Source organism: Mycolicibacterium arseniciresistens, assembly GCF_030519285.1.
GTDB classification, from domain to species: domain Bacteria; phylum Actinomycetota; class Actinomycetes; order Mycobacteriales; family Mycobacteriaceae; genus Mycobacterium; species Mycobacterium arseniciresistens.
Genome location: NZ_JAUMSQ010000031.1, coordinates 23416 through 43406, shown reverse-complemented (window position 1 = coordinate 43406; position 19991 = coordinate 23416). Strand labels below are relative to the sequence as shown.

The following is a 19991-nucleotide window of genomic DNA, read 5'->3' as shown; positions in this document are numbered from 1 at the left end:
GCACGTTTGAGCGCGGCGTACACCCCCACTCCCTGGGCGACCGGCAGCAACGCGGTCACGTACACCATGCAATCGGGGGCGGGCCGCGTCGTCACGGTCCGCTCACTGGGCGCCTTGGCCGCGCGGTCCACCACCGCCTGCGCATCCAACCGGTAGGCGATCTTCTTCGCCTCGGCCTCGATCCGACCGTCTCCCCACCCTTCGAGGCGGGCCATCTCACCGCACAATTCGGCGTCCAATTGCCTGCGGTGCTCCACCGACAGGCACGCCGACTCCCGCACGATGATCGTCGCCCGCCACTCGGTGAGCACCCCACACTCCAACGCCGCCAGCGTGCACGGCATCTCATGGACCAACGCCCGGGCCAACCCCAGATGCCGGCCACCCTGATTGGGTGACGCCCGCCGCGCCAGCGCGATCTCGGTGGCCAAACCCCGACCCCGCTTGGAGGCCGGCACCCCCTCGGCGGCCTCGCGCGCACGGCGCACAGCGTCCAGTTCAGCGGCCACCCGCGCCTGCCCCGCAGCGCACGCGGCTTTGGCCGTCTCCAACTCCGCCAACCGCGCATGCAACCGGGCCTCGTCCGCCCCGAACGGCACCGCCGCCAACTCCTCGAACATGTGTTCGATCATACTGACACCCACCGACAAGCCGGTTCCGGCTAGATTGCGGTCGTGACCCGCACCCCCGCGGGCCGGTTCGCGCCGAGCCCGTCGGCCGATCTGCACATCGGCAACCTGCGCACCGCAGTGCTCGCGTGGCTGTTCGCCCGCTCCACCGGTAGGCGCTTCCTGATGCGGGTCGAGGACCTCGACGACCGCACCCGCACCGATGTGGCGCAGCGCCAACTCGACGACCTCGCGGCCATCGGGCTCACCTGGGACGGCCCCGCGGAGTGGCAGTCACAGCACCGCGAGCGCTACGACGCCGTCGTCGACCAGCTGGCCGGCGCCGGCCGTATCTACGAATGCTACTGCAGCCGAAAGGATATCGCGCAGGCACCGAGGGCGCCTCACGCGCCGGAGGGTGCCTACCCGGGCACCTGCCGGGATTTGACCGCCGCGCAACGCGGTCGCCGACGCACCGAAACCGACCGGCCGCCTGCGCTGCGGCTGCGCACCGACGTGCACACCTACACGGTCACCGACCTGCTGCACGGCGAATACACCGGCGTCGTCGACGACTTCGTGGTCCGGCGCGGCGACGGCGTACCCGCCTACAACCTCGCGGTGGTGGTGGACGACGCCGCCCAGGGCGTCGACCAGATCGTCCGCGGTGACGACCTGCTGGCGTCCTCGCCCCGACAGGCATACCTGGCCCGACTGCTCGGTCACCCCGAACCGACCTACGCCCACGTGCCGCTCGTACTCAACGCCGACGGCGCCCGGCTGGCCAAACGCGACGGCGCGGTCACCCTTGCCGAGATCGGTGTCGACCGCGCCGTCGCGCAGATCGCGGAGTCACTCGGCCGGCCGGCAGCCACACTGACCGAGCTGGCAAGCCGGTTCGACCCGGCGGCGCTTCCCCGCGAACCGTGGATCTATCTGCCCGGGTAGCGATTTCGCTCAGCGGCCGGCGAGCTCGGCGAGGAACGCCTCCAACGCGGCCACGGCGACGGCGCTGATCTCGCGATCCGCCTCGGCGTCGGCGACCACCTGCGCGTCGACACCCGCGGCGGTGGCCGTCTCGTCGGGAGTGAGTTCGGCCTCGCGCCGTGCGGCATACAGCCGCACGCTCAGCGGCGCCTCGGGCGCACCTGCGGCACGGGAGACCAGCTGGCGGTAGGTGCGCCGCACGGCGCTGAGAACCAGCACCAGCGCCGACGTCTCCTTGGCGCCGCGGAGCGTGTCGGCGACGGACGCCTCGAGCCGGCGCAGGTCCGCCAGCAGTGCCGCGTCGTCGTCGAACGTCGCCGACGCCACGACCGACAGGGCCGCCGCCCTGGCGTTGATCGCACTCAGCGTCAGCTCGTACGAGTCGACGAGCACCGCGATACGCACACTCTCGGTGATGAATTCGGTCGTCTCGTCGGGTTCGTCCGGAACGGTCCCGCCCGAGTGCACCCGGTCGAGGGTGCCCACCGGCCACTTCAGCGTCTTCTCGATCCTGGCCCGCACGCCCTCGCCGGGCCAGGCGGCGCCGCGTTCGAAGGCGGCGAGGTCGACCGTGCCGATCACCCCGTCGTCCTCGAGGTCCTGGCGGGAGAAGCCGAGCTCTTCTCGCCGGGCCCTGACGGCGGCGCCCGCGACGGCGGTGCGCGGATCGATCTCGTCGGTGTCGATCTCCTGGTCGCCGTGCCGGGTCTGCGGCAACGTCGGTGGCTTGTTTGCGGAAACGTCGGACGGTGCGAGCTTGAAGGTGACGGCGATGCCGTCGGGATGGCCGATCCGGACGGTGAGGCCGTCGGTCACGGCGACCCGGCCCTCGATGCGTTCGCCGTCGAGGAAGGTGCCGTTGGTGCTGTGGGCGTCGGTGACCGTCCAGGCGCCTCCCGCGGGCTCGATGAGAAGGTGTGTGCGGGACACCCGCTGGTCGACGATGCGGATGTGGGCGGGCAGGTCGCGGCCGACGGTGATGGCGCCCGCGCTGGCGCGGATGGTGTGCGGGGCATGGTCGGCGCACATGATGGTGAGCTCAGGAGGCTCGCGTCCGGCCATTTCCTCCCGCTTCTTCTCGCCGCATTCTGTGCCGATGGTGATCAGGCACCGCTGACAGTGATTATGCACGCGAATTGCTGGATGCCGCGGGGAGTCCGTGCATGCCGACCCGGCCACGTCGTCATCGATGACGACGTGAGCAGAACTCTTCTTATGGCGCCGCCGGCTTGCTAGCGTCCGCCGGTGCACTCCCTACGAAGAGCCCTTCTGCCGGTGCTCCTGCTCGCCGCGCTGATGCTGTCGGCGTGCGCGTCCTCGGAGAACGAGAGCGACGAACCGATCGCCGCCGCGGGGGTGCTTCGCGTCGGCACCGAGGGCATCTACCCGCCCTACTCGTTCCACGACCCCGCGCAGGGCGGCCAACTCGCCGGCTACGACGTGGACGTGGCGCGCGCCGTCGGCGACAAGCTGGGGGTGCGCGTCGAGTTCGTCGAGACGTCGTGGGACTCCATCTTCGCCGCCCTGGAAGCCGACCGCTTCGACATCGTCGCCAACGAGGTGACGATCACCCCGGAGCGGGAGGCCAAATACGATCTCTCCGAGCCCTATTCGACCGCCGAGGGCGTGATCGTCACCCGCGCCGACGACACCTCCATCACGTCCCTGGCCGACCTGAAGGGCAAGCGCGCCGCCCAAAGCCCGACCAGCAACTGGGCGGACGTGGCACGGCAGGCGGGCGCGCGGATCGTCTCCGTCGACGGTTTCGCCCAGGCGATGGCCGTGCTCAACGACGGCCGGGTGGACGCCGTCGTCAACGACACCCTCAGCGTGCAGGCCTACCTGTCCGAACGTCCCGACGCTCCGATCAAGGTCGCCGCGAACACGGGCGAGACGAGTGAGCAGGCCTTCGCCGCCCGGAAGAACAGCGGCATGCTGCCCGAATTGAACCGCGCCCTCAACGAACTGCGCGCCGAGGGCAAGCTCTCGGAGCTGTCGCAGAAGTACCTCACCATCGACCTGTCCAAGCCGCCGCCACAGAGCACATGGCGACTGATCGCCGACAACCTCTGGCCGCTGGCCAAGGCCGCGCTCACCATGACCATCCCGCTGACGATCATCAGCTTCGCCATCGGTCTCGTCATCGCCCTGGTGGTGGCGCTGGGCCGGCTGTCGTCGAACTGGCTGCTGGCAGGTGTATCGCGCTTCTACATCTCCATCATTCGCGGCACGCCACTGCTCGTGCAGCTGTTCATCGTGTTCTTCGCGCTGCCGCAGATCGGCGTGCGGATCGACCCGTTCCCCGCGGCGGTGATCGCGTTCAGCCTCAACGTCGGCGGCTACGCCGCGGAGATCATCCGCGCGGCGATCCAGAGCATTCCCAAGGGTCAGTGGGAAGCAGCCGAGACCATCGGCTTCAACTACACCGGCGCGCTGCGGCGGATCATCCTCCCGCAGGCGACCCGCGTCGCCGTGCCGCCGCTGTCCAACACCCTGATCTCGCTGGTGAAGGACACGTCGCTGGCGTCGGTGATCCTGGTGACCGAACTGTTCCGGACGGCGCAGAACGTGGCGGCGCCGACCTTCGAGTTCTTCGCCCTGTACGGCACCGCGGCGCTGTATTACTGGGTGATCTGCCTGGTGCTGTCGTTCGCCCAGAACCGCTTCGAACGCCGACTGGAAAGGTTCGTAGCCCGATGACCGACTCCCCGACCGGATCTCAGACCGAGTCCGAGACCGACTACCGCGTCGTCGCCAAGGGTGTGTACAAAGCCTTCGGCGACAACAATGTCCTCAACGGCGTCTCGTTCACCGTCGAGCGGGGCACGGCGACCGCGATCATCGGTCCGTCCGGTTCCGGCAAGACCACGCTGCTGCGCACCCTCAACGCGCTCGATCGAGCCGATGCCGGGGTGATCAGGGTCGACGACGTCGAGATCGACTTCTCCACCCCGGTGCCCAAACCCGAGGTGCGCCGGTTCCAGTCGCGCAGCGGCTTCGTCTTCCAGAGCCACAACCTGTTCCCGCACAAGACGGTGCTGCAGAACATCACCGAGGGCCCGCTGATCGTCCAGAAGCGACCCCGCGACGAGGTCGAGGCCGAGGCTGTCGAACTGCTCGGCCAGGTGGGCCTCGCCGACAAACGCGACCAGTACCCGTACCAGCTCTCCGGCGGTCAGCAGCAGCGCGTCGGCATCGCGCGGGCGCTGGCGCTCAAACCGAAACTGGTGCTGTTCGACGAACCGACCTCCGCGCTCGATCCCGAGCTCGTCGGTGAGGTGCTGTCGGTGATCAAGGACCTCGCCGTCGAGGGCTGGACCCTGGTGATCGTCACGCACGAGATCCAGTTCGCCCGGCAGGTTTCCCAGCAGGTGCTCTTCACCGACCAGGGCATCATCCTCGAGCAGGGCACCCCCGACGAGGTGATCGGCGACCCGAAGGAGGAGCGGACCCGCCAGTTCCTGGACCGGATCCTCAACCCTCTGTAGAGAGAACCAGGTCGACGGCCCTCGCCGCGCTCTGCACCGCGCTCTCCATCGTCGCCGACCAGTCGGTGGCCGTCCAGTCCCCGGCGAGCGCGAGCGACGGCACCGACGTGCGTTGCGGCGGGCGGAGCGCATCGGTGCCGACCACCTGCGAGAAGGTCGCCTTCGGCATCTTGACCACCTGCGCCTGAACCACTTTCGCGTCCACGGCAGCTGGGTAGTAGCGACGCAGCAGCGCCAGTTGCTCGTCGACGATCTCGTCGTTGCTCTTGTGGATCTGCTCGTAGGCGCCGCTGGTGGTCAGGCAGTACAGCCACGCCCGGTCGGTGCGCCTGCCGTGCATGATCTGCCGGTCGAACACCTCGTCGATGATGCCGGTGCCGCCGATGAGCCCCTCGAACGCGGATTCGGTGCCCAGCGGGCGGTCGAGGTAGAGGTTGGTGCTGACGATCGGGGTATACCCCAGTTTGTCTGCCGCCGCGTAGATCTCGGCGTGCTCCGGAAGGTCGTCGAGCAGTCCGCCGATCGCCGAGTTGGGCACCGCGCAGATCACCGCGTCGGCCGGGACGGTGGTGCCGTCCGCCAGCAGCACCCCGGTGACGGCGCCGTCCTCGATGACGATGCGCCTGGCGACCGTGCGGTACCGCACCGTGACGCCACGCTCCTCGAACACCTTCACGGCGCCCGAGATGTACAGCGTGCCGAGATCCACGGTCGGGTAGCCGATGGTCACCGGGACGCGGTGCCGGAGGCCGAGGCGGATGCCGGTGGCCAGCACGTTGGCGAACACCCGCGCCGACTCACGCGACACCGGTTCGGCCGCGATGCCGAGGGCGAGCCAGTCCCACAGCGCTTCTCGCGCGGTGGCCGGCATCCCCACCCGTTCGAACCACTGCTCTGTGGTGAGGTCGGCGAGGTCCGCGGGCTGGCGCAGCGCCTGGACACCGAGGCGGATCGTGGCGCGGGCGGCACGCAACCGGTCGAGGACACCGGCGTCGGGATGCACACCGAACAGTGTTCGCAGCGCACCGATTCCGCTGGTCTGCACCGTGGTCTTGCGGCCGTCGGGCCAGCGCAGCGTCGAGCGCTTCGGGAACTCGATGTACTGGCGGGTGCCGACACTGGTGAGGTAGCGCCACAGGTTCCGGTATCCGCTCGCGACGACGTGCTGACCGTTGTCCGGGACGTCGTCGACGAGGTCGGCGCGCATCGCGTGCGTGCGCCCACCGAGCTGCCCGCGGCGTTCGAGCAGCGTGACGTCCCTGCCCGCCTCGGCCAGCCACACCGCGGAGGCGAGGCCGGCGAGACCGCCTCCGATGACGACGAAGCGGCGGTCGTCGTCAGGCACTCGTGCCCTCGGATGCGGCCAGCAGTTCGTCGCGGAACTTCGGGTGTGCGATCGCGGCCAGTGCCTCACCGCGCTCGCGGACGGTGAGACCTTCCAGTTCGGCGACGCCGTACTCGGTGACGATCACGTCGACGTGGTGGCGTGGCGTCGTGATCAGCGCGCCGGGGCCGAAGGCCGACACGATCCGCGAGCGGAGTTCGTCGTCCTTCGTGTACGTCGCGGGCAGGCAGATCAGCGAGCGGTCCGACACTTCGAGTCCGGCGCCAGCCACGAAGTCCTCGGCGCCGCCGATCCCGCTGAACTGGTCGCCGTTGATGGTGTCGGCGACGACCTGACCCTGGACGTCGATCGCGAGGGCGCCGTTGATCGAGATCATGCCGTCGTTGGCGGCGATGACCTCCGGCGAGTTGACGATCTCGACCGGGAGGAACGCGACGTCGGTGTTGCCGTCCAGCCAGGCGTAGAGGTCCTTGGAGCCGAAGGCGAACGTCGTGACGCTCACACCGTCGTACTGGCCCTTGCGCGCATTGCTGATCTTGCCCGCGCGGTGCAGCTTCATGCAGCCGTCGGTGAACATCTCGCTGTGCAGTCCGTAGTCGCCGCCATCGCCCTCGGCCAGCAGCGTCGCGATCTGATTGGGAATCGAGCCGATTCCGACCTGCAGGGTCGCCCCCGGTGAGATGAAGCCGACGGCGTGCTTCGCGATGGCCTGGTCGGCGTCGGACGGTTCCGCGTCGCCTCCCGGCAATTCGAGCGGCGCGTCGCTCGAGGCCACCAAGATGTCGATCTCGTCGACGTGCAGGGCGTGGCGGTGCTGCTCACCGAGGCCGAACGTGCGCGGGTAGGCCTCCGACACCTCGACCACCAGCAGCCGGTCGGGATCGGCGCCCGCGCGCCGCAGTTCGTCGATGGTCCCGCCCGCGTGCAGCGAGAGTGAGCACCAGCCGTCGCCGTCCGGCGGCGCGGCGACAGTCGTCATCACCCGCGGGCACTGACGCTCGAGCAGCGGCCCGAAGCGGCGGAAGTCCGCGGGCGCGAACTCAACCCGGGCTCCCGCGCCGAGCAGCGCCCGCTCGAGGGGGCCGTAGAACCCCGACCGGTAGTGCACACCCTCCCGGGTGAACAGGTCGGTCATCACGGCCAGCAGTGCGCCGAAGACCCGGAGATCCGTCCAGTCCTCCCGCTCCCCGAGTGCGCGCAGGAACGCGGGGGGCTGGCCGGGGCCGAGTGGGATCCCCAACGTGTCGGCGGATGTCAGTCGTGCGGCGGCCTGCTCGGCGGTGAGCTCTTGGGGCATGCGCCCGAAACTACAGTTCCTTGACGCCCCAGGGTGAGCCGTATTCGTTCAGCAGGTCGAGGAACGGTTGCGCGTCGAACGCCTCCGGCCCCAGCACGCCGCGCCCGCTCCAGGTGCCGTTTGCCAGGAGTTCAAGTGCGACAACGGGATTGATGGCCGTTTGCCACACAACACACTGGTGGCCGTACTCGGCCATCGTCTGTTCGTTGTCCACCACGTGGTACAGGTACGTCGAGCGCGGGTTGCCGTCCTTGCCGGTCCCCGTCACCCACAGCCCGGCGCAGGTCTTGCCCTTCATCTTGGGGCCGAGGGTCGCCGGGTTGGGCAGGCAGGCGGCGACGACGTCGCGGGGGCTGACATCGACGGGGCCGTTCGCACTGCCGACCGTCACCTTCTCGGTGCGGTCGAGGCCCAGCTTGTGCAGCGCCTTGAGCATGTCGATGAACTCGGTGCCGAGGCCGTACTTGAACGTGGCGCGCTTGCACTTGACCCAGCGCGGCATAAGCAGCACCTCTTCGTGCTCCACGTTCACGCACTCGACCGGTCCGATGCCGTCCGGGAAGTCGAACACCTCCGGCTCGCTGAACGGTTCGGTGACGAACCAGCCGCGGTCCGCCTCCCAGATCACCGGAGGATTCAGACACTCCTCGATCGTGGTCCAGATGGAGAACGACGGGGCGAACTCGTAGCCCTCGACGGTCAGGTTGGCGCCGTCGCGGGTGCCGAGCTCGTCGATCTCGGAGAACAGGTGGTCCGCGGCGTAGCGCGCGAACACGTCGGAGAGCCCGGGCTCCACGCCGATGCCGACCAGCGCCAGTCGGCCGGCCGCCGCCCAGTCCTGCTCCACCGCGAACTGCTCGTCGCCCAGCTTGACGCCGGTGAGCTGGTAGGGCTGGTCGGGGTGGCGCTGCGACAGGCTCATCGCCATGTCGAGATAGTCCGCGCCCCCGGCGAGGGCTCCGGTGAAGATCGGCATCACGAATCGCGGGTCGACAGCGTTCATCACGTGGGTGATGCGGTGCTCGCGAACCAGGTCGGCGACCGCGTCGGCCGAGGTCGCGTCGACCTGGGCGGCGCTGAACCGCTGGTCGCCGACCGACGCGACGGCACGCTGCGCACTGGCCTCGTTGTAGTCGCAGACCACCACCTGCTCGAAGAAGTCCCGCCGCACGGCGATCGAACAGAACGCCGCACCGACACCGCCGGCACCGACAAGAAGAATCCGCATGGGCAAGACCGTACCCAATGTGTGCGGATTTCGGCGAGCTTAGCGCCTTCCGGCGATGAAACCGTCGCATTACCGCGGAACGGCGACGGATTACGTCGTGGGGTCGCTCAGCGCGAGTAGTACCTCCCCAGCACGTGCTCACGCAGTTCGTCGAACTCACCGGCGACGATCGCCGCGCGGATCCGGTCGACCAGGCGGACGATGAAGCGTTCGTTGTGGATGGTGGTCAACGTCGCCGAAAGCATCTCCTTGGCCTTGAACAGGTGGTGCAGGTAGGCCCGGGTGTAGTGCGCGCAGGTGTAGCAGTCGCACTCGTCGTCCAGCGGCGTGAAGTCGCGGCGGTAGCGCGATCCGGTGATGTTGTACCGGCCGCCGGCCGAGTACACCGCGGCATTGCGGGCCACCCGTGACGGCGACACACAGTCGAAGGTGTCGGCGCCGGCCGCGACGGCGGCGAACAGGTCGTCGGGCTCGCTGATGCCGAGCAGGTGCCGCGGCTTGTCGGCGGGCAGCTCACTGCTGACCCAGCCGACGATGGTCGCGAGGTTCTGCTTCTCCAACGCCCCACCGATCCCGTAACCGTCGAAACCGAGGCCTTCGGCGGGGCCGGACTGCCTGCCGATGTCAGCCAGCCCGCGCGCCGCCTGCCGCCGCAGGTCCTCGTACTGTGCGCCCTGCACCACGCCGAACAGCGCCTGCCGGGGGCGCTGCGGGTGGGCCGCGGCGAGCCGGTGGTGCTCGGCGAGACAGCGCACCGCCCACGCGTGCGTGCGCTCCACCGACTGCTCCTGGTAGGCCCGGGTGTTCACCAGCGTCGTCAGCTCGTCGAAGGCGAAGATGATGTCGGCGCCCAGCTGCTGCTGGATGCCGATCGACACCTCCGGGGTGAAACGGTGGATGGACCCGTTGAGATGCGACCGGAACGTCACACCGTCGTCGTCGACGTGCGCCAGCCGCTGCTTGCCGTCGGCGATCACGTCGTCGGCCTGCAGCCGGTCGGTGTCCATGGCGAGCACCTTCTTGAACCCGACGCCCAGCGACATCACCTGGAACCCGCCACTGTCGGTGAACGTCGGGCCCGGCCAATTCATGAAGGCGCCGAGGCCGCCCGCCGCCTCGACGACGTCGGGCCCCGGCTGCAGGTACAGGTGGTAGGCGTTGGCCAGCACGGCTTGTGCACCAAGCTGTTTCATCGACTCCGGCAGCACCGATTTGACGGTGGCCTGGGTGCCCACCGCGATGAAGGCCGGCGTCTGGATGTCGCCGTGCGGGGTGTGGATGACACCGACCCGGCCGAACTGCCCCGGCAGCTCCGCCTCGACCGTGAAGAACCGCTCGTCCACGTCAGGTATTCAACACCGGCGGCCTGGGGATTTACGGCGCGACCCCACCGGCCCCCATACTCGGTGCTCGTGAACACCCGACTCGCTCTCACCGCCTGCTGCGCGGCCCTGGTCGCCGCACTGGCCGGCTGCTCGTCCGAGGCCCCGACCGGTCAGGGCAGGGTGGTGCTGGGCGGGAACGACGTCGGAGCGGTCACCGGCGTGCAGTGCGCGGTCGACGGTGCGCGCGCGACGATCACCCTGGACGGCGAGAAGAAGACGACCGTCGTGGTGGACGGAGGGGTGGTGGAGTCCGTCAACATCGGCGAGGTGGGATCGGGCGGCGCGGCACTGGCCTACCTGCAGGGCGTGGCGGCGACGCCGGCCGAGGTCACCCGCGACGAGGCCGGGTACACCGTGACGGGCACCGGCATGGGCACCGACCCGGCGAACCCGGACGTCCCGGTGGACATGCCGTTCGAGGTCGAGGCCACCTGCCCCTAGCCCGCTGCGAGGAACCTGACGATCGCCTCGGCCAGTTCCTCGCCGGCGTCCTCCTGCAGGAAGTGGCCCGCTCCGCGGATCGTGGGGTGGTCGACGCCCTGGGCGCCGCGCATCTGCTCCCGCAGGATCGGGCCCATCGCGCCGGTGATCGGGTCGCTGTCGCTGAACGCCACCAGCATCGGGGTCTCGCTGTCGCGCAGGGTGTTCCACGCCGCCCGGTTGGCTTCCGACGCGGGATCGTCGGGGGCGGTGGGCACCAGGCCCGGCATGGCACGCGGTCCCGCGCAATAGGAGTCGTCCGGGAACGGGGCGTCGTAGCCGCCGCGCACGGCGTCGTCCATCGGCCGGACGCATCCGGACTGCACGAATCGCCCGACGTCGATGGTGTCCATGCCCTGGATCGCCTCGCGGAACCGCCACCAGATGTCGGGCATCGGGACGTCGCCGGTGGGCAGCCCGCTGTTGGCGACGACGATGTGGCCGAAGCGATCCGGGTGTTCGGCGGCCAGCCGCAGGCCGATGAGCCCACCCCAGTCCTGGCCGACGAGTGTCACGCGCCGCAGGTCGAGCTCGTCGAAGGCCACCGCGCGCATCCACTCGACGTGGCGGGCGTAGCTGTGGTCCTCGATGCGGGTGGGCTTGTCGGAGCGGCCGAATCCGACCAGATCCGGGCAGATGACCCGATGCCCGGCCGCCACCAGGATCGGGATCATCCGCCGGTACAGGAAGGACCACGACGGCTCGCCGTGCAGCATCAGCACCGGATCGGCCTGTGCCGGACCGTCTTCGACCCAGGCCACCCGCAGCCGTCCGCCTTCGGTGTCGTCGACCTCGCAATACCGTGGCGGGTAGGCGAATTCCGGCAGATCGGTGAACCGCTCGTCCGGCGTGCGCAAGGCCTGCATGACGGCGAAGTTACCGGCACCCGTCCATGGCACGGCGAATTTGGAACAAACACGCACCACAGCGGTGGGGCAGGGCAATACTGCTCAGGATGGCCCGGCGTTGACGGGCCGCACAACAAAAGGAGAGCAGTGTGAATCGCGGTTTTGTGATCGCTGTGGGAGGCGCGGCGTTGGTCATCGCCGGCCTGTCGGGCTGTTCGTCGGATTCCAAGGAGAGCTCGGCGACGGAGTCGGCATCGAGCTCGTCGGGGACGGGTGAGACGAAGCTGACGGTCGACGGCCAGGAGCAGCAGCTGCAGGGCACTGTCGCCTGCACCTCGATGGGCGGCAACCTCAACATCGGCTTCGGCCAGGCCACCGGCGGCATCGGCGCGGTGATCAGCGAGGGCGACGAACCCGTCGTCCGGTCGGTCGGCCTTGGCAATGTCAACGGCGTGACGCTCGCCTACCAGGAGGGCACCGGCCAGGGCAATGCCGAGGTCGAGAAGGACGACAAGACCTACACGATCAAGGGCAACGCGACCGGCGTCGACATGGCCAACCCGATGGCGGGCCAGATCACCAAGCCGTTCGAACTGAGTGTCACCTGCCCGTAGTTCCCAGCCACAGCACGTCGGCGGCGTCCCCGATCGGGGCGCCGCCGTTTGTGTCTCCCGAGACCGGCGGAACCCGCCGAACAGCACGAGCCGAGGGCCTAGTCTGATGCGCATGAGAATTCTGGCCGCGCTGGCATTGGCCGGCGGACTGATCGCCGTGCCCGCTGCGACCGCCTACGCCGCGCCGCCGAGCACCACCTGCGACGGCGCGGACTGCGTCTCCTACGTCAACCGCGGCGTCGAACTGGGCGGCCCGTGCAACGGCGGCACCCGCTGGGTCTACGGCCTCGACGCCTCGGGCAACACGCTGAGGTGCGGCACCCCGAACACCTGGCGGGCGTCCGGACCGCTCGTCGGCATCCGTACCAACAGTTCGTCGTGCGAGGGCGAGAGCGGTGTCGCCCAGTCTCCCGACGGCCTGCCGCTGAGTTGCATCGGCGGCAGCTGGCGCCACGACTTCAACCCGTCGTTCTACTGACCTCAGGCGACCGAGTCGGAGCGCTGCAGCGCCGGGATCTCCGGCAAGGGCCGCTCGCACACCTCTCGCGCCTGCGCGTCGGTCATCCCGAACAGCCGCAGCACGTCGCGGGTGACGACGTCGGTGGCCGCAGCGTCGTCCCGCTGGGGTTGTGCCCGCAATAGATTGCCCAGCCCGAGCAGTGCCCCGCCGGCGACGGCCAGCGCCAGCTCGGGATCCTCGACTCGGAACCGGCCTGCCGCGACCCCGGCACGGATGTCGCGCAACGCCCGCGGGGCCAGGCCGCGATCCGAGCTGAGCAGCGACATCCCGTTGGCGAGCAGGACCTGGCTCTCCTGCGGCCGCGCCCGGAACAGCCGGCCCGTCAGCCGGAAACACGCTGCGAACGTCTCCGCGGGATCGTCCATCGAAGCGGTGTAGTCGTCGAGCAGGGCGCCGTGCGCGTCGAGCACCTCGGTCACGGCGGCCTCGAACAACTGCTCCTTGCTGTCGAAGTGGTTGTAGAACGAGCCCATGCCGACGTCGGCGGCCTGCGTGATCTCGAGTACCGGCGCGTTCAGCCGGCCGGCGGCGATGAACGCCTGGGCGGCCGCGACGAGTGCGGCGCGGGTGCGCTGTTTGCGGCGCTCGGAACGGCTCACCGGGGTCTCGGACCGACTCGACATGAACCTCCACCCTCCTGCGACCGCCTCACCATAGCAGCTTCAGTCAGATCTGAGGATTTCGTCAGCAACACTTGACTGAGCGTTGCGTCGCATGTGACGATTTCGTCACTAGACGAGGAGGTCGCCATGGCGCTGAAGCTCAGCCGCCCGGCTGACGTGCACAAAGAGCTGCACAGCGAGGACGGTGCACGCCGCGGCGAGCACCCCGGCCGGGCCCGCAACCCGGTCATCAAGGTGGTCGACATCGCGTGGCTCGAATTCGAGAAACCCGACCTCACCCGGGCCGAGGCGTTCGCCCGCGCATTCGGATTCCAGACGGCGCTGCGCGACCCCGACCGGTTGGAGCTCCGTGGCACCGACGCGGGCGCACCGTGCGTGCTGCTGCGCCACGGCGAGCGCACCCGGTTCGCCGGCCTGGCGCTGCGGGCCGCCGACGAGGTCGACGTGCTCCGCCTCGCCGACGCCGCCGGACGCCCGGTCCTGCCCCTCCCGGAGTCCATCGGCGGCATCGCCGTCGACCTCGTCGACCCCAGCGGCATGCCGGTCAAGGTCGTCGCAGGCATGCACGAGCTGCCCACCATGCCGCCGCAGCCGCCGCTGACCGTCAACGCGGGCCGGACCGTGCACCGGGTCAACGCGACGCAACGCCCGCCGCGGGTGCCCGCCCGGATCCAGCGACTGGGGCATGTGGTGCTGCAGTCGACCCGCTACCTGCAGACGCTGAACTGGTACCTCGACAACCTCGGGATGATCGTCAGCGACTTCCTGTACTTCCCCGGCCAGCGGGACCGCGGGCCGACGATGAGTTTCATCCGCTGCGACCGCGGCGCGACGCCCGCCGACCACCACACCCTCGCGCTGGCGCTCGGACCGTCGAACCGGTACGTGCACTCGGCGTATCAGGTCACCGACCTCGACGCGCTCGCCGCCGGCGGTGAATACCTCAGTGAGCGCGGCTATCTGCGGTCGTGGGGTATCGGCCGCCACATCCAGGGCAGCCAGCTGTTCGACTACTGGCGCGACCCCGACGGCTTTCTCGTCGAGCACTTCGCCGACGGCGACATGTTCGACGACACCCTCGAACCCGGCTGGGCGCCGTTCACCGCATCCGGGCTCTCCCAGTGGGGGCCACCGGTGACCCGCGACTTCCTCGGCACCACACCCCGGTCTGCGCGGCACGAAGCCGCGTCGATGATCACCGCCCTGCGCGACCGCAACGAGTTCGACGTCCACCGCCTGATCGGCCTACTGAAAGTTGCCAATTCATGACCACATCCGTGCTGCGCACCGCCGACGCCTGGTGGGTGAAGACCGCATCCGGCGCCGCGCGCATCGCCACCACCGCCGGGTCGACCGCCGAACTGCTGGCCGACCGGGCCGCCATCGACGCCGCGGCCGCGGGCGAATCCGTCCCGCCGGCCGACCTCGAGCTGCTCTCCCCCGTCACCGCGCCGTGCCGGGTGGTGGCGCAGATGACCAACTTCGAATCCCACGTCAAGGACTCGGGCATGGACCCGAAGACGGTGCCGCTCACCTTCTTTCGCAAGTCATCGGCGTCCATCAGCGGCCCCTTCGCCGACATCGTCAGGCCCTCGCACGTCCGGTTCCTGGACTACGAGGTGGAGATCGGCCTCGTCATCGGGCGCGACATCCCGGTCGGCACCCGGCTGTCCGAGGCCGACCTGCCCGGTGTGATCGCCGGCCTGGTGATCACCAACGACGTCTCCGCCCGCGACATCCAGCTGCCGCAGACCCAGTTCTACGAGGCCAAGTCCTACCCGACGTTCACCCCGGTCGGCCCCGAACTCGTCCTCGTCGACGCCGACGAGCTGAAGCGCTTCGGCGACCTGCGGCTGCGGCTGTCGGTCAACGGTGAGGAACGGCAGAACGCACTCGTCGAGGGCGACATGCTCTACCGCCCGCTGCAGGCCCTGCAGTCGCTGACCCGCTTCCAGAACCTGGCCGCCGGTGACCTCGTCCTGACCGGCACTCCGGCAGGCACCGCCCTGAGCGCCCCGCCGAAGCCGATCGAGATCATCGGGAGCCTGCTGCCGCCCGCGGTCAAGTGGAAGGCGTTCTTCAAGCGCCAGGCCGCCAACCCGAAATACCTGCGCGACGGCGACGTCGTCGAGGCCTCGGTCGCCACCGACGACGGCGCCGTCGACCTCTCCACGCAACGGCTGCGGGTGAGATACGCGTGACCCACGTCCCGGTCGCGGTGGTCGGCGCCGGCCCCACCGGCGTCGCCGCGGCCACCCTGCTGGCCCAGTACGGCGTCGAGGTGCTGGTGCTGGACAGGTGGACCGCGGTCTACCCGCAGCCCCGCGCCGTCCACCTCGACGACGAGGTGTGCCGGATCATCGCCCGGCTCGGTGTCGCCGACGAGTTCATGGCCCTCTCCCGCCCCGGTCTCGGATTGCGGCTCCTCGACCGCGATCTCACCGTGCTCGCCGAGTTCCGCCGCGACCCGCGCCACAGCCCGAACGGCTTCCCGCAGGCGAACATGTTCGACCAGCCCGAGCTCGAGACACTGCTGCGGGCCAACCTGGCGCGGCACCCCCGCGCGCGACTGCTCGGCGGTGTCGAGGTCGTCGAGGTCGTCGCCGGGACCGTCGGACCCGCACGCATCACCGCGGTCGACCGCACCGACGGACGCAGGCACGTGATCACCGCCGACTACGTGCTGGGCTGCGACGGCGCCAACAGCCTGGTGCGCGCGGCGATCGGCTCCGCGATGCGCGACCTGAAGTTCGAGCAGCGCTGGCTGGTGGTCGACGTCGCCACCGCCGAGGACCTGCGGCAGTGGGAGGGCGTGCACCAGGTGTGCGACCCGGACCGGGCCGCCACGTACATGCGGATCGGCGACACCCGGTACCGCTGGGAGTTCCGCCTGCGCACAGGCGAATCCGCGGCGGACTATCAGTCGCTCACCGCGCTGCGCCCGCTGATCGAGCCGTGGACCGCGGGCGTGCCCGACCACGAACTCGACGTCCTGCGCGTCACCGAGTACACGTTCCGTGCCCAGATCGCCGACCGCTGGCGCCGCGGGAATGCGTTCCTGCTCGGGGATGCCGCGCACCTGACGCCGCCGTTCGTCGGACAGGGCCTCGGCGCGGGCCTGCGCGATGCGATGAACCTGGCGTGGAAGTTGGCGGGCGTGCTGACGGACACCCTTCCGCGCGGCGTGCTCGACACCTACGAGCAGGAGCGCAAACCGCACGCCCGGCACATGATCGGCCTGGCGCTCAACGTCGGCCGCGCGATGACCGCGGGCGGCGAGCTCGGCAGTCTGGCCCGCCGTGCCGTGGTCCCCCGGCTACACCGCATCCCCGCGATCGGCGCCAAGCTGCTGGACTCGCAGACCCCGCGGCTGCACCGGTCGCCGCTCGTGCGCCGGAAGGTCCGCGGGCTCGGGGGCCGACTGTGCCCCAATCCCATTGTTTCGGACGGCCAAAGGCTCGACAGCGCGCTGGGCATTGGTTTCGCCGTCGTCTCCGCGACACCGCTGAGTGCGGCCGATGCCGCACTCGCCGAGCGGGCCGGCGCCGTCGTACACGTCGCCGAGCCGGGGGGCGAGGTCGCCGAGTGGCTGCACCGCGGCCACGCCACGGTCGCCGTCGTCCGGCCCGATCGCACCGTGATGCGTGCCGGGCGCGACACCGCAGCGCTGTTCGAATCGCTTCCCGCCCTTCGCTCGACGGCGGGGCGAACCCGATGAGCGCGACTCCCGTCTACCGGCCCGGCCTCTACACCAGGAAGGCGATCGTCAACCCGTACCCGCACTACCGGCGGATGCGCGCGCTCGGACCCGTGGTGTGGTCGGCCCGCCACCGGGTCTACGCGCTGCCGCGGTATACGGAGTGCAAGGCGACACTGCGGGACGACGCCCTGTTCGCATCGGATGGCGGTGTGGCCCTCAACCCGCTGAGCAACCGGCTGTCCAACGGAACCACGCTCGCCAGTGACGGCGAGGAGCACGCCCGGCGACGCAAGCTGGTGGCGCACCGGTTGATGCCGCGGGCGTTGCGCGACATCGGCGACGAGGTGGATCGCCGGGCCTCGACGGTGGTGGACCGCGCGGTGGCACGCGGATCCGTCGACGCCGTCGAGCTGGCGTCGACACTGCCGCTGGCCGTCGTCCCCGACCTCGTCGGCTGGCCACGCGATCAGCGTGCCCACCTCATCGACTGGGGCGGCGCGACCTTCGACATCCTCGGCCCCGTCAATTGGCAGGCGTGCAAGGCGATTCCACGAACAGTGCAGATGCTGCGGTTCGCCAGGCGGGTGGTGCGTGACCGCACCGTGCTCGACGGCAGCATGGCCGACGAACTCCTGCGCGCGGCCGACGAGGGCCTGCTGTCGCACGCCGAGTGCCCGGCGCTGCTGGTCGACTACATCGCGCCGTCGCTGGACACCACGGTCAGCGCGATCTCCAACGCGCTGTACCTGCTGGCCACCCATCCCGAGCAGTGGCGGCTGCTCAAGGAGGACCCGTCGCTCATCCCGAAGGCCGTCAACGAGGTGGTCCGCTACGAGTCGCCGCTGCGCGCGTTCGCCCGGCGGGTGCGGACCGACACCGACATTGCCGGTACCGCGATCCCGGCGGGTGCGCGGGTGCTGGTGATGTACGCGTCGGCCAACCGCGACGAGCAGGAGTGGGACGACCCGGAGACATTCGACATCCGCCGCGACGCGGGCAGGCACGTCGGCTTCGGCAACGGCGCCCACGCCTGCGCGGGCCAGGGACTGGCCCGGCTGGAGACCACCGCGATGCTGCGGGCGCTGCTCGAGCGGGTGGACCGCATCGAGGTCACCGGCGAACCGGTGTGGGCGGTGAACAACATCATCCGCCGCCACGAGCGGCTGCCGATCAGGCTGGTCCCCGCGTAGGCGCCTTGCCGGGAAGACAGGAGAACCTGTCGTCCCGTCGGGAAAGTCTGCCCTGCCGGCGATTACGCGGATGAGAAGCGAACGGGACCATCTCCTCATGACATCGTTACGCACAGGCGTGATCGCCGCACTGGTGGCCATGGCCGTCGCCGGAATCGGCTCGGCCGCAACGGCCACCGCCACACCTGCCGCCGACACCCACGAAGACGTGGCTCACAGCTCCGAGAGCCCGAGCAGCTCGAGGACCAGCGTCAGGCGCCGCGCGCTGGAATACGAGTACGAGTACGGGCTCTCCCTCAACGGCAGGTAGCCGACGTCACCGAACCAGGCGTGAAGTCGACGCCGTCCCGGCCGGGGCCTGCACGACCGCGGCGTCGGCGCCGGCCCGACGGGCGAAGAAGGTCGCGTAGAACGCGATACCGAAGACCACCAGCGCCCCGACGGTGAGTGGGCCGAACACCATCGGGTAGCGGGCCATCTCCTCGGCGAAGTACCGGCAGCACACCAACAGCACCACCAGGAACGCCGCCCCGGAAGCGACCAACTGCACCGACGACCGGCCGCGGCCCGAGACCGGTTCGCGCAGCGCCGACTCGACGGTCATGCACAGCACCGCGCCCGCGACGAGGTCGACGCCGTAGTGATAGCCGAAGCCGAGCGTCGCCGCGACGGTGCACCCCAGCCAGAATGTGCCGCCCCAGCGCAGCCACCGAGGCCCACCGCGGGAGTGGATGAAGACCGCGAGCGCCCAGGCGGTGTGCATGGACGGCATGCAGTTGCGCGGTGTCGAGCCGTCGAACGCGAAGGCCTCCGGCGTCAGGGCAGGCGGCAGCGCGTGCGGCCAGTAGTTCCCGAGCTGGAAGCCGTCACCCTCGCTGCCGAACGCAAACGCTGGACCCACGATCGGGAACAGCACGTAGATGGCCGGCCCGACCAGGCCGAGCACCAGGAATGTCCGGATCAGGAAGTGCCGCGGCCACACGCCGGTGCGGACGTTGCGCAACTGGTAGAGCGCCACGATCATCGCCGCGACGGGCAACTCGATGTACACCCAGTGCAGCACGGCGGTCAGCGGCGGGCCGCCCGCTTCGACGATCTGGCCCATCAACCACGATGGTTGCCCGAGTGCGTGATCGGCCATCAGGGCGTACTCGTCGAGCACCGCCGGCCGGAGAGTTGCGGTGATGGTCAGCCACGCGTCGCCGGCCTTCGTGGCCAGCACGAGCAGGGCGCCGCAGGCGACACCGCGCAGCGCGTTGGTGCGTTCGACGCCGCTGAACTTCAGCAACGCCACCACGGCCAACCCGGTGAGCACGATCATCGGTCCGTTGCCCACCGTGAGCACACCGCCGCGCAGCGCCCGTTCCAGAGCGAACACCACGTCGGTCGCCGCGGCCAGCGACAGCACGATGATCCGGTTGCGGTTCGACAGTCCGATGATCGCCACGCCGACGGCGACCCAGCCGACGGTGGCCGACTTCGGGGTGGCGACGTAATCGCTGATCAGGCTGTGCAGCGGACCCTGGAACCCGAGGGCTATCGCGACGACCTGCAGCCCGATCAGAAATAGGACGACCGCTGTGACGGCGATCGTCACCCAGGTGCGCGCCGACTGCACCGGCAACCGCAGTCGTCGCGCGTCGCCGAAGAACACCACATGAATGTTAGGTGGCGAACC

At 69.8% G+C, this 19991-nt stretch carries 19 protein-coding genes and 1 pseudogene; 11 read left to right on the top strand and 9 right to left on the bottom strand.

What is annotated here, in order from left to right; translation table 11 throughout:
* A pseudogene (locus Q2100_RS07275) lies at window positions 1–620 on the bottom strand (HNH endonuclease); the annotation flags it as partial.
* A 54-nt stretch (window positions 621–674) separates the two neighbouring features.
* Between Q2100_RS07275 and gluQRS the strand changes: the two are divergent.
* Entirely contained in the window at window positions 675–1556 is an 882-nt protein-coding gene (gene gluQRS, locus Q2100_RS07270) for a tRNA glutamyl-Q(34) synthetase GluQRS (protein ID WP_302913454.1), read from the top strand.
* A 9-nt stretch (window positions 1557–1565) separates the two neighbouring features.
* Here the strand turns inward: gluQRS and Q2100_RS07265 are convergent, their stop codons facing one another.
* On the bottom strand, window positions 1566–2657 hold the full coding sequence (locus Q2100_RS07265) for an FHA domain-containing protein (protein ID WP_302913453.1): 1092 nt from the start codon (window positions 2655–2657) through the stop codon (window positions 1566–1568).
* Between the two features lie 234 nt (window positions 2658–2891).
* On the opposite strand from Q2100_RS07265, the gene Q2100_RS07260 reads away from it, so the two are divergent.
* Entirely contained in the window at window positions 2892–4295 is a 1404-nt protein-coding gene (locus Q2100_RS07260) for an ABC transporter permease subunit (protein WP_302913458.1), read from the top strand.
* On the top strand, window positions 4292–5083 hold the full coding sequence (locus Q2100_RS07255) for an amino acid ABC transporter ATP-binding protein (RefSeq protein WP_302913452.1): 792 nt from the start codon (window positions 4292–4294) through the stop codon (window positions 5081–5083). Before Q2100_RS07260 ends, Q2100_RS07255 begins: the two co-directional genes overlap by 4 nt.
* On the opposite strand, the gene hpnE is transcribed toward Q2100_RS07255, so the two are convergent.
* From hpnE to tgt, 4 genes are all read right to left on the bottom strand, one after another.
* The gene (gene hpnE / locus Q2100_RS07250) at window positions 5070–6428 is read right to left on the bottom strand and encodes a hydroxysqualene dehydroxylase HpnE (protein WP_302913451.1); all 1359 of its coding nucleotides are present in this window, start codon (window positions 6426–6428) and stop codon (window positions 5070–5072) included. The two genes, Q2100_RS07255 and hpnE, sit on opposite strands and share 14 nt — an antisense overlap.
* Complete coding sequence (locus tag Q2100_RS07245; RefSeq protein WP_302913450.1) at window positions 6421–7725, bottom strand: acetyl-CoA hydrolase/transferase family protein; 1305 nt, start codon at window positions 7723–7725, stop codon at window positions 6421–6423. Before Q2100_RS07245 ends, hpnE begins: the two co-directional genes overlap by 8 nt.
* A 10-nt stretch (window positions 7726–7735) precedes the next feature.
* Window positions 7736–8953: a saccharopine dehydrogenase family protein gene (locus Q2100_RS07240; protein WP_302913449.1), complete on the bottom strand. Its 1218-nt coding sequence runs from the start codon at window positions 8951–8953 to the stop codon at window positions 7736–7738.
* A gap of 107 nt (window positions 8954–9060) precedes the next feature.
* Complete coding sequence (gene tgt, locus Q2100_RS07235) at window positions 9061–10296, bottom strand: tRNA guanosine(34) transglycosylase Tgt (protein ID WP_302913448.1); 1236 nt, start codon at window positions 10294–10296, stop codon at window positions 9061–9063.
* Window positions 10297–10365: 69 nt separating this feature from the next.
* Here tgt and Q2100_RS07230 point away from each other — a divergent pair, with 69 nt between their 5' ends.
* On the top strand, window positions 10366–10779 hold the full coding sequence (locus Q2100_RS07230) for a lipoprotein LpqH (protein ID WP_302913447.1): 414 nt from the start codon (window positions 10366–10368) through the stop codon (window positions 10777–10779).
* On the opposite strand, the gene Q2100_RS07225 is transcribed toward Q2100_RS07230, so the two are convergent.
* Window positions 10776–11684, bottom strand: coding sequence for a haloalkane dehalogenase (locus tag Q2100_RS07225; protein ID WP_302913446.1), 909 nt, complete (start codon window positions 11682–11684; stop codon window positions 10776–10778). The two genes, Q2100_RS07230 and Q2100_RS07225, sit on opposite strands and share 4 nt — an antisense overlap.
* 131 nt (window positions 11685–11815) lie before the next feature.
* Here Q2100_RS07225 and Q2100_RS07220 point away from each other — a divergent pair, with 131 nt between their 5' ends.
* Together Q2100_RS07220 and Q2100_RS07215 are read left to right on the top strand one after the other, a co-directional pair.
* Window positions 11816–12280 carry a lipoprotein LpqH gene (locus Q2100_RS07220; RefSeq protein ID WP_264011595.1) on the top strand — a complete coding sequence of 155 codons (465 nt, stop codon included), beginning with the start codon at window positions 11816–11818 and terminating at the stop codon, window positions 12278–12280.
* 112 nt (window positions 12281–12392) lie between these two features.
* Complete coding sequence (locus Q2100_RS07215) at window positions 12393–12758, top strand: hypothetical protein (RefSeq protein ID WP_302913445.1); 366 nt, start codon at window positions 12393–12395, stop codon at window positions 12756–12758.
* 2 nt (window positions 12759–12760) lie between these two features.
* Here Q2100_RS07215 and Q2100_RS07210 read toward each other — a convergent pair whose 3' ends face one another.
* A complete protein-coding gene (locus tag Q2100_RS07210) occupies window positions 12761–13423 on the bottom strand; it encodes a TetR/AcrR family transcriptional regulator (RefSeq protein WP_302913444.1) in 663 nt (220 codons plus the stop codon).
* A 126-nt stretch (window positions 13424–13549) separates the two neighbouring features.
* On the opposite strand from Q2100_RS07210, the gene Q2100_RS07205 reads away from it, so the two are divergent.
* From Q2100_RS07205 to Q2100_RS07185, 5 genes are all read left to right on the top strand, one after another.
* Window positions 13550–14692: a VOC family protein gene (locus tag Q2100_RS07205; RefSeq protein ID WP_302913443.1), complete on the top strand. Its 1143-nt coding sequence runs from the start codon at window positions 13550–13552 to the stop codon at window positions 14690–14692.
* Window positions 14689–15624, top strand: a complete 936-nt coding sequence (locus Q2100_RS07200; protein WP_302913442.1) for a fumarylacetoacetate hydrolase family protein — start codon at window positions 14689–14691, stop codon at window positions 15622–15624. The genes Q2100_RS07205 and Q2100_RS07200 overlap by 4 nt, the downstream gene beginning before the upstream one ends.
* Window positions 15621–17141: a bifunctional 3-(3-hydroxy-phenyl)propionate/3-hydroxycinnamic acid hydroxylase MhpA gene (mhpA, locus tag Q2100_RS07195; protein WP_302913441.1), complete on the top strand. Its 1521-nt coding sequence runs from the start codon at window positions 15621–15623 to the stop codon at window positions 17139–17141. The genes Q2100_RS07200 and mhpA overlap by 4 nt, the downstream gene beginning before the upstream one ends.
* Window positions 17138–18313, top strand: a complete 1176-nt coding sequence (locus tag Q2100_RS07190; RefSeq protein ID WP_302913440.1) for a cytochrome P450 — start codon at window positions 17138–17140, stop codon at window positions 18311–18313. The genes mhpA and Q2100_RS07190 overlap by 4 nt, the downstream gene beginning before the upstream one ends.
* Window positions 18314–18410: 97 nt before the next feature.
* Window positions 18411–18623 carry a hypothetical protein gene (locus tag Q2100_RS07185; RefSeq protein WP_302913439.1) on the top strand — a complete coding sequence of 71 codons (213 nt, stop codon included), beginning with the start codon at window positions 18411–18413 and terminating at the stop codon, window positions 18621–18623.
* Between the two features lie 6 nt (window positions 18624–18629).
* Here Q2100_RS07185 and Q2100_RS07180 read toward each other — a convergent pair whose 3' ends face one another.
* Window positions 18630–19967, bottom strand: a complete 1338-nt coding sequence (locus tag Q2100_RS07180) for a phosphatase PAP2 family protein (protein ID WP_407667593.1) — start codon at window positions 19965–19967, stop codon at window positions 18630–18632.
* Window positions 19968–19991 lie beyond the last annotated feature (24 nt).

Bases quoted from the DNA above. Each gene is read 5' to 3' on its own strand.
- Q2100_RS07265 (WP_302913453.1), bottom strand. From the start codon at position 2,657: ATGGCCGGACGCGAGCCTCCTGAGCTCACCATCATGTGCGCCGACCAT.
- Q2100_RS07260 (WP_302913458.1), top strand. From the start codon at position 2,892: ATGCTGTCGGCGTGCGCGTCCTCGGAGAACGAGAGCGACGAACCGATC.
- Q2100_RS07255 (WP_302913452.1), top strand. From the start codon at position 4,292: ATGACCGACTCCCCGACCGGATCTCAGACCGAGTCCGAGACCGACTAC.
- Q2100_RS07245 (WP_302913450.1), bottom strand. From the start codon at position 7,725: ATGCCCCAAGAGCTCACCGCCGAGCAGGCCGCCGCACGACTGACATCC.
- Q2100_RS07240 (WP_302913449.1), bottom strand. From the start codon at position 8,953: ATGCGGATTCTTCTTGTCGGTGCCGGCGGTGTCGGTGCGGCGTTCTGT.
- Q2100_RS07225 (WP_302913446.1), bottom strand. From the start codon at position 11,684: ATGCAGGCCTTGCGCACGCCGGACGAGCGGTTCACCGATCTGCCGGAA.
- Q2100_RS07215 (WP_302913445.1), top strand. From the start codon at position 12,393: ATGAGAATTCTGGCCGCGCTGGCATTGGCCGGCGGACTGATCGCCGTG.
- Q2100_RS07210 (WP_302913444.1), bottom strand. From the start codon at position 13,423: ATGTCGAGTCGGTCCGAGACCCCGGTGAGCCGTTCCGAGCGCCGCAAA.
- Q2100_RS07205 (WP_302913443.1), top strand. From the start codon at position 13,550: ATGGCGCTGAAGCTCAGCCGCCCGGCTGACGTGCACAAAGAGCTGCAC.
- Q2100_RS07200 (WP_302913442.1), top strand. From the start codon at position 14,689: ATGACCACATCCGTGCTGCGCACCGCCGACGCCTGGTGGGTGAAGACC.
- Q2100_RS07190 (WP_302913440.1), top strand. From the start codon at position 17,138: ATGAGCGCGACTCCCGTCTACCGGCCCGGCCTCTACACCAGGAAGGCG.
- Q2100_RS07185 (WP_302913439.1), top strand. From the start codon at position 18,411: ATGACATCGTTACGCACAGGCGTGATCGCCGCACTGGTGGCCATGGCC.